At 68.4% G+C, this 8,063-nt stretch carries 10 protein-coding genes; 1 reads left to right on the top strand and 9 read right to left on the bottom strand.

Going from position 1 to position 8,063, the window contains the following annotated elements:
* A partial coding sequence (locus GWI24_RS13700) for a response regulator transcription factor (RefSeq protein ID WP_210946224.1) occupies positions 1 to 163 on the top strand: 163 nt, incomplete at its 5' end.
* A gap of 148 nt (positions 164 to 311) precedes the next feature.
* On the opposite strand, the gene GWI24_RS13695 is transcribed toward GWI24_RS13700, so the two are convergent.
* From GWI24_RS13695 to atpB, 9 genes are all read right to left on the bottom strand, one after another.
* Complete coding sequence (locus tag GWI24_RS13695) at positions 312 to 761, bottom strand: DUF2550 domain-containing protein (protein WP_210946220.1); 450 nt, start codon at positions 759 to 761, stop codon at positions 312 to 314.
* Between the two features lie 120 nt (positions 762 to 881).
* A complete protein-coding gene (locus GWI24_RS13690) occupies positions 882 to 1,259 on the bottom strand; it encodes a F0F1 ATP synthase subunit epsilon (protein WP_037951023.1) in 378 nt (125 codons plus the stop codon).
* Positions 1,260 to 1,370: 111 nt separating this feature from the next.
* Entirely contained in the window at positions 1,371 to 2,816 is a 1,446-nt protein-coding gene (gene atpD, locus GWI24_RS13685; protein ID WP_210946219.1) for a F0F1 ATP synthase subunit beta, read from the bottom strand.
* 4 nt (positions 2,817 to 2,820) lie between these two features.
* Positions 2,821 to 3,735 carry a F0F1 ATP synthase subunit gamma gene (locus GWI24_RS13680; RefSeq protein WP_210946218.1) on the bottom strand — a complete coding sequence of 305 codons (915 nt, stop codon included), beginning with the start codon at positions 3,733 to 3,735 and terminating at the stop codon, positions 2,821 to 2,823.
* Between the two features lie 4 nt (positions 3,736 to 3,739).
* Positions 3,740 to 5,311, bottom strand: a complete 1,572-nt coding sequence (atpA, locus tag GWI24_RS13675) for a F0F1 ATP synthase subunit alpha (RefSeq protein ID WP_210946217.1) — start codon at positions 5,309 to 5,311, stop codon at positions 3,740 to 3,742.
* Between the two features lie 89 nt (positions 5,312 to 5,400).
* Positions 5,401 to 6,216 carry a F0F1 ATP synthase subunit delta gene (locus GWI24_RS13670; protein WP_210946216.1) on the bottom strand — a complete coding sequence of 272 codons (816 nt, stop codon included), beginning with the start codon at positions 6,214 to 6,216 and terminating at the stop codon, positions 5,401 to 5,403.
* Positions 6,213 to 6,776, bottom strand: a complete 564-nt coding sequence (locus GWI24_RS13665; protein WP_037951034.1) for a F0F1 ATP synthase subunit B — start codon at positions 6,774 to 6,776, stop codon at positions 6,213 to 6,215. Before GWI24_RS13665 ends, GWI24_RS13670 begins: the two co-directional genes overlap by 4 nt.
* Before the next feature lie 38 nt (positions 6,777 to 6,814).
* Complete coding sequence (gene atpE, locus GWI24_RS13660; protein WP_037951036.1) at positions 6,815 to 7,057, bottom strand: ATP synthase F0 subunit C; 243 nt, start codon at positions 7,055 to 7,057, stop codon at positions 6,815 to 6,817.
* Between the two features lie 77 nt (positions 7,058 to 7,134).
* Positions 7,135 to 7,944 carry a F0F1 ATP synthase subunit A gene (atpB, locus tag GWI24_RS13655; RefSeq protein ID WP_037951039.1) on the bottom strand — a complete coding sequence of 270 codons (810 nt, stop codon included), beginning with the start codon at positions 7,942 to 7,944 and terminating at the stop codon, positions 7,135 to 7,137.
* Between the last annotated feature and the right edge of the window lie 119 nt (positions 7,945 to 8,063).

Below are 8,063 nucleotides of genomic sequence, written 5' to 3'. Positions count from 1 at the left end.
GCTGGCCTGTCTGGGGCAGGGGCTGTCGAACGCGCAGATCGCGGAGCGGCTCACCATGGCGGAGGCGACGGTGAAGACGCATGTCAGCCGGCTGCTGAACAAACTGGAGCTGCGCAGCCGGGTCCAGGCCGCGGTGCTGGCCCAGGAACTGGGCGTGCGCTGAGCGCTCCGCGGGGAGTGCCGCGATGTGTCGTCGGCCGACCGCGGCGCCGTCGTGGCTGGTCGCGCCCACGCGGTGGAGCCGCACATCGATACAGCCCCGCGCCCCTTCGGGGCGCTGCCCGAACCGCAGCGGACTTCCTCCGACTCGCTCAGGCCACGTTGACGCGCTGGCCGGGGGGCGCGGCCTCCAGCCAGGCCAGAAAGCCGGTCAGGGCGTCATCGCTCATGGCCAGCTCCAGCCGGGTGCCGCCGTGCCGGCAGGCGAGCACCACCGCGTCGGAGAGCAGCGCCAGCTCCTCCTCGCCCTTGGGGGTGCGCCGCTCCAGCACCTCGATCGAGGCGCGCTCCAGCATCCGCCGGGGCCTCGGCGCGTAGGAGAAGACCCGGAACCACTCGACGCGGTCACCGTTGTAGCGGGCGACGCCGTACACCCAGCCCTTGCCGCTGGGCTCGGATTCGCTTGGCGGTGGATCCCAGCGCAGTGAACAGTCGAAGGTTCCGCCGGACCGCTGGATCAGCCGCCGCCGGAGACCGAAGACGAAGAGTCCCACCACCACCAGCGCGACGACCACGCCGCCCACAAGCAGAGCGAGGACCATCTTCACCGACCTCCTCGCGTCATCCGGAAAAACCGCACCTGCATCGCCTCAGCCGCGGACCGCTGAAGGGGAGCTCCAGCGAGGTCCGCGGCTGAGGTTTTCCGACCGTACGTGACAGGCTCAGTGCGCTCCCGCCACCGCGCGCAGCCGGACGTCGGCGCGCCGCTCGGCGGCGGCGTCCGCCTCCGACTTGGCACGCTCCAGCGCCCGCTCCGCGCGCTTCACATCGATTTCATCGGACAGCTCCGCGACTTCGGCCAGCAGTGAGAGCTTGTCGTCCGAGAACGAGATGAACCCACCGTGCACCGCGGCCACGACCGTTCCGCCGTCGACCGAACGGATGGTCACCGGGCCGGACTCCAGCACACCGAGCAGCGGCTGGTGGCCGGGCATGACGCCGATGTCACCCGATGTGGTGCGCGCGATGACCAGGGTGGCCGCACCGGACCAGACACTACGGTCCGCCGCGACCATCTCGACGTGCAGCTCAGCAGCCAACGTGGCTCCTCGGGTCTCTCCCCGCCGGGTCGGGCAGGGCTTTCGTCAAAGAATAACGGGCGTACGGAGAGGGGCGGGACCGGGCCCACCCCTCTCGCGGAGCTACCGGGCTCAGGAGACGCCCAGCTCCTTGGCCTTGGCCTTGAGGTCGTCCAGGCCACCGCACATGAAGAACGCCTGCTCGGGGAAGTGGTCGAACTCACCGTCGGCGATCGCGTTGAACGCGGCGATGGACTCGTCCAGCGGCACGTCCGATCCGTCGAGACCGGTGAACTGCTTCGCCGCATGGGTGTTCTGCGACAGGAAGCGCTCGATACGGCGGGCGCGGAAGACGGTGAGCTTGTCCTCCTCGCCGAGCTCGTCGATGCCCAGGATGTTGATGATGTCCTGGAGGTCCTTGTACTTCTGCAGGATCGACTTCACGCGCGAGGCGCAGTCGTAGTGGTCCTGCGAGATGTAGCGCGGGTCCAGGATCCGGGACGTCGAGTCCAGCGGGTCCACCGCCGGGTAGATGCCCTTCTCCGAGATCGGCCGGGAGAGCACCGTGGTCGCGTCGAGGTGCGCGAAGGTGGTCGCCGGGGCCGGGTCGGTCAGGTCGTCCGCGGGGACGTAGATCGCCTGCATCGAGGTGATCGAGTGACCGCGGGTCGAGGTGATGCGCTCCTGGAGGATGCCCATCTCGTCGGCCAGGTTCGGCTGGTAGCCCACCGCGGAGGGCATCCGGCCGAGCAGGGTCGAGACCTCGGAACCGGCCTGGGTGAAGCGGAAGATGTTGTCGATGAAGAACAGCACGTCCTGCTTCTGCACATCGCGGAAGTACTCCGCCATGGTCAGACCGGCCAGGGCGACGCGCAGACGGGTGCCCGGGGGCTCGTCCATCTGGCCGAAGACCAGCGCGGTCTGCGGGAGCACGCCGGACTCGGCCATCTCCTCGATCAGGTCGTTGCCCTCACGGGTGCGCTCGCCGACACCGGCGAACACGGAAACGCCCTCGTGCAGCTTGGCCACACGCATGATCATTTCCTGGATGAGGACGGTCTTGCCGACGCCCGCGCCGCCGAACAGACCGATCTTGCCGCCCTTGACGTACGGGGTCAGCAGGTCGACGACCTTCAGACCGGTCTCGAACATCTCGGTCTTGGACTCGAGCTGGTCGAACGCCGGGGCCTTGCGGTGGATGGACCAGCGCTCGGTGACCTCGGACTCGGCCTCGGGCTCATTGAGGATCTTGCCCAGGGTGTTGAACACCCGGCCCTTGGTGACATCGCCGACCGGCACCGTGATGCCGTCGCCGGTGTCGGTCACCGCGGCCTGGCGGACCAGACCGTCGGTGGGCTCCATGGAGATGGCGCGGACCAGACCCTCGCCCAGGTGCTGGGCGACCTCGAGGGTCAGGATCTTCTTCGCACCCTCCTGCGCCGGGTCGGCGACCTCGACGGTCAGCGCGTTGTAGATTTCCGGCATCGCGTCGACGGGGAACTCCACGTCGACGACCGGGCCGATGACCCGCGCGACGCGGCCGGCGGCCACAGCGGTTGGCTCAACAGTGGTGGTCATAGTGTCAGTCACTCCCCGCGGAGGCGTCGGCCAGAGCGCTCGCGCCACCGACGATCTCGCTGATTTCCTGGGTGATGTCGGCCTGGCGGGCCGCGTTGGCAAGCCGCGTGAGCGACTTGATGAGCTCTTCGGCATTGTCGGTCGCCGACTTCATCGCCCGCCGGGTCGCCGCGTGCTTGGAGGCGGCGGCCTGGAGCAGGGCGTTGTAGATACGGGCCTCGACATACCGGGGCAGCAGGGCGTCCAGGACGTCCTCGGACGACGGCTCGAAGTCGAAGAGCGGGAGGATCTCGCCCTTCTTCTCCTGCTCCTCCGCCTTCTCCGCGAGGCTGAGCGGCAGCAGCCGGTCCTGGACCGGGGTCTGCGTCAGCATCGAGACGAACTCGGTGAAGACGATGTGCAGCTCGTCCACGCCGCCCTCGGCCGTGTCCTTGAGGACGGCCTCGATCAGCGGGCCCGCGATCTTCTTGGCGTCCGCGTAGGTGGGGTTGTCGGTGAAGCCACCCCACGACTCCGTGACCTTGCGCTCACGGAAGGAGTAGTACGCCACGCCCTTGCGGCCGACGATGTAGGCGTCGACCTCCTTGCCCTCACGGGTGAGCCGCTCGGTGAGCTCCTCGGCCGCCTTGATCACGTTGGAGGAGTAGCCGCCCGCGAGACCCCGGTCGCTCGTGATGAGCAGGACCGCGGCACGGGTCGGGTTGTCGCTCTCCGTGGTCAGCGCGTGCTGGGTGGTGGAGCCCTTGGCGACCGCGCCCACCGCCCGGGTGAGCTCGGTGGCGTACGGAGTCGACGCGGCCACCTGGCGCTGCGCCTTGACGACGCGCGAGGCGGCGATCATCTCCATCGCCCTGGTGATCTTCTTGGTCGCGGAGACGGACTTGATCCGCCTCTTGTAGACCCTCAGCTGGGCACCCATGCGCTCAGTCCTCGCCCAGCAGCTTGCCGCCCGAGGTCTCGAACTGCCGCTTGAAGGAGTCCACGGCCTCGCCCAGCGCCTGAATCGTGTCGTCGGACATCTTGCCGCCCTCGACGATGCTGGTCAGCAGCGACTTGTGCTCACGGTGGAGGTAGTCGAGCAGCTCCCGCTCGAAGCGGCGGATGTCCTCGACCGGGACATCGTCCATCTTGCCGGTGGTGCCGGCCCAGATGGAGACGATCTCGTCCTCGGTGGAGAACGGCGCGTACTGCCCCTGCTTCAGCAGCTCGACCATGCGCGCACCGCGCTCCAGCGACGCCTTGGAGGCCGCGTCCAGGTCCGAGCCGAAGGCGGCGAACGCCTCGAGCTCGCGGTACTGGGCGAGGTCCACCCGGAGGCGGCCGGAGACCTGGCGCATGGCCCGGTGCTGAGCGGAACCACCGACGCGGGAGACCGAGATACCGACGTTCAGGGCCGGGCGCTGACCGGCGTTGAACAGGTCGGACTCCAGGAAGCACTGGCCGTCGGTGATGGAGATGACGTTGGTCGGGATGAACGCCGACACGTCGTTCGCCTTGGTCTCGACGATCGGCAGACCGGTCATCGAACCGGAGCCCATCTCCTCGGAGAGCTTGGCGCAGCGCTCCAGCAGCCGGGAGTGCAGGTAGAACACGTCGCCCGGGTAGGCCTCACGGCCCGGCGGGCGGCGCAGCAGCAAGGACACCGCGCGGTAGGCGTCGGCCTGCTTGGACAGGTCGTCGAAGACGATCAGGACGTGCTTGCCCTCGTACATCCAGTGCTGGCCGATGGCCGAGCCGGTGTAGGGGGCCAGGTACTTGAAGCCCGCCGGGTCGGACGCCGGGGCGGCGACGATCGTCGTGTACTCCAGGGCGCCGGCCTCCTCCAGCGCGCCGCGCACGGACGCGATGGTGGAGCCCTTCTGGCCAATGGCGACGTAGATGCAGCGGACCTGCTTCTTCGGGTCGCCGGAGCGCCAGTTGTCGCGCTGGTTGATGATCGTGTCGACGCACAGCGCGGTCTTGCCGGTCTGCCGGTCGCCGATGATCAGCTGACGCTGGCCACGGCCGATCGGGGTCATCGCGTCGACGGCCTTGTAGCCGGTCTCCATCGGCTCGTGCACCGACTTGCGGTCCATGACCGTGGGGGCCTGCAGTTCGAGGGCGCGGCGGCCCTCGGTCTCGATCTCGCCGAGGCCGTCGATCGGGTTGCCCAGCGGGTCGACGACGCGGCCGAGGTAGCCCTCGCCGACGGCTACCGAGAGGACTTCGCCGGTGCGGTGCACCTGCTGGCCCTCCTCGATGCCACTGAACTCGCCGAGGACGACCGCACCGATCTCGCGCTCCTCGAGGTTGAGGGCGAGGCCGAGGGTGCCGTCCTCGAACTTCAGCAGTTCGTTCGCCATGGTCGAGGGAAGACCCTCGACCTTCGCGATGCCGTCGCCGGCAACGCTGACCGTACCGACCTCCTCGCGCGAGGCCGCGTCCGGCTTGTACGCCTGGACAAAGTTCTCCAGTGCGTCCCGGATCTCCTCCGGCCGGATCGTGAGCTCCGCCATCTGGGTTCCCTGCTCTCCTTGTTGGGCCCGAAGTGTTTGACTACGGCCCAACTCGGGCCGCTTACATGCTTGTTGAGTTGGTGGCTGTGTCAGCCGGCCATCCGCCGGGTCGCCTCTTCGAGGCGGTCCGCGATGGTCCCGTTGATGACCTCGTCGCCGATGCGCACCGAGATCCCGCCGAGGACCTCGGGGTCCACATCGAGGTTCAGGTGCATCTTCCGTCCGTACAGCTTCCCCAGTGCGTCACCGAGCCGCTGCTTCTGCCGGTCGCTGAGCGGCACCGCGGAGGTGACGACCGCGACCGTACGGTCCCGGCGCGCCGCCGCCAGCTTGGACAGCTCGTCGAGACCCGCCTCCAGGCTACGACCCCGCGGGTGGGTCACCAGACGGATCACCAGCCGCTCGGTCCGCTGGTCGGCGCGGCCGCCGAGCAACTCGCCGACCAGCGCGGACTTGGCGGAGACGCTCGCGCGCCGGTCGGTGAGCGCACCGCGCAGCTCGGACGAGGAGGAGACGATCCGGCCGAACCGGAACAGCTCGTCCTCCACGTCGTCGAGGGTGCCGGCCCGCTCGGCCGCGACCAGGTCGGCGGCGCTGGCCAGCTCCTCGAGCGAGTCCACCAGGTCGCGCGAGCGCGACCAGCGGGACCGGACCAGGCCGGAGACCAGGTCGATGGTCTCGCCGCCGACCTGCCCGCCCAGCACCCGCGCGGCCAGCTCGGCCTTGGCCTCGCCGGGCTGCGCCGGGTCGGTGAGGACCCGGCGCAGCGAGACCTCGCGGTCGAGCAGCGCGGTGACGGCGGCCAGCTCATCGGCGAGCTTCGTCGCGTCGACGGCGGTGTTGTCCGTCAGGGCGTCGAAGCGCTCGCGCGCGGCTGCCAGTGCCTCCCGGCTCGCTCCGTTCATCGGCCGGCCTCGGCCTTCGAGCCATCGGTCGCCTTCGCCTCGAGCTCGTCGAGGAACCGGTCGATGGTGCGGCTCTGCCGGGCCACGTCCTCGAGCGACTCACCGACGATCCGGCCGGCCAGGTCGGTGGCGAGCCTGCCCACGTCCTGGCGCAGGGTCTGAGCGGCCTGCTTGCGATCGGCCTCGATCTGCGAGTGACCGGCGGCGATGATCTCCTCACGCTGCCGCTGGCCCTCCGCGCGCATCTCGGCGATGAGCGCGGCACCCTGCTCCTGCGCCTCCTGGCGCAGTCGCGCGGCCTCGTGACGGGCGTCGGCGAGCTGGGCTCGGTAGTCCTCGAGGACCTGCTGGGCTTCGGCCTGAGTGGCCTCGGCCTTCTCCATGCCGCCCTCGATCGCCTCGCGGCGCTCCTCCAGAACCCGGTTGATGTTCGGGAGGAGCTTCTTGGCGAGGAAGATGAAGACGATGGCAAAGGCGATCAGGCCGATGACCAGCTCCGGGATCGGCGGGATGAGGGGGTTCTCACTCTCCTCAGCCGCCACCTGTACCAGGGCGTTCACATCAGTGCCTTCCGTCTGTCGTGGTTAAAGCGGTCCGTTCAGGACTTGAAAAGGAAGCCCATGACGATACCGATCAGCGCGAGCGCCTCACAGAAGGCGAAGCCCATGATCTGGTTGGCGCGGATCAGGCCGGCCGCCTCGGGCTGACGGGCCAGGGCCTGGGTGCCGTTACCGAAGATGATGCCGACGCCGACGCCGGGGCCGATGGCGGCGAGACCGTAACCGATCGAGCCGAGGTTGCCGGTGATGCCGTCGGCGGCGAGGGTCTGGAGAGCGGACATGCCGGTTCTTCCTTTGCGTTTCATGGGCCGGTGGGGGTTGGCCACCGGACGTCTGATGGTCTGGGAGGCAGGTGTGCTCAGTGGTGCTCGGCGAGCGCGCCCTGAACGTAGTTGCAGGCCAAGAGCACGAAGACGTACGCCTGGACAGCCTGGATGAAGAGCTCGAAGGCGGTCAGCAGAATCGTCATCACGAAGGACGCGCCCGCGTAGGCGATCCCGATGCCGTTCAGCAGGTACCAGGAGCCGATGGTGAACATCAGCAGCAGCAGGTGGCCGGCGAACATGTTGGCGAAGAGCCGGACCGCGTGGGTGAAGGGCCGGATGATCACGTTCGAGAAGAACTCGATCACGACGATCATCGGCAGGATCGCGCCGAGCTCCTTGTCGTAGCCGGTGATGTTCTTCCAGCCGCCGACGAAGCCGTGCTTCTTGAAGGTCAGATACATCCAGAGGACGTAGACGATGGCGGCGAGACCGGCCGGGAAGGCGATGATCGACGTCACCGGGAACTGGGCGACCGGGATGACCGACCACAGGTTCATGATCCACACGAAGAAGAACAGCGAGACCATGAGGGGGACGTACTTCTCGCCCTCCTTCTTCCCGAGGGCCTCGTAGACCAGCCCGCGGCGCACGAAGTCGTAACCGGCCTCGCCGACCATCTGCAGCTTGCCGGGGACCACCTTGGCCCGGCCGAAAGCGGCCCAGAAGAACCAGACAATGACGACGGTGCCCAGCAGCGCGAGCAGCATCGGCTTGTTGAAGTCGAATCCGCCGACCGAGAAGAGCGGCTCGAACTTGAACGAATGGAGTCCGGGTGCCGGGAAGCCGCACCCGTCGAAGATGTGGCAGTTCGTCTCGAAGGCGAGCGTCTGGTCAGAACTCACCGCGAGCTCCTTCAGCGTGGCGCATGGGTACGGCAACCTCGTTGTGTCGGCGCGGCACGCGGCCACGGAACGGCACTGGACTGGTCTTACGAATGTGGGGGCGGCTGATCGGCGCGTGG

Origin of the sequence: Streptomyces sp. MK37H (assembly GCF_018035285.1) — a bacterium.
GTDB lineage: Bacteria > Actinomycetota > Actinomycetes > Streptomycetales > Streptomycetaceae > Streptomyces > Streptomyces endocoffeicus.
The sequence above is the reverse complement of the archived record's forward strand: the minus strand, read 5'-3'. Positions and strand labels throughout refer to the sequence as shown.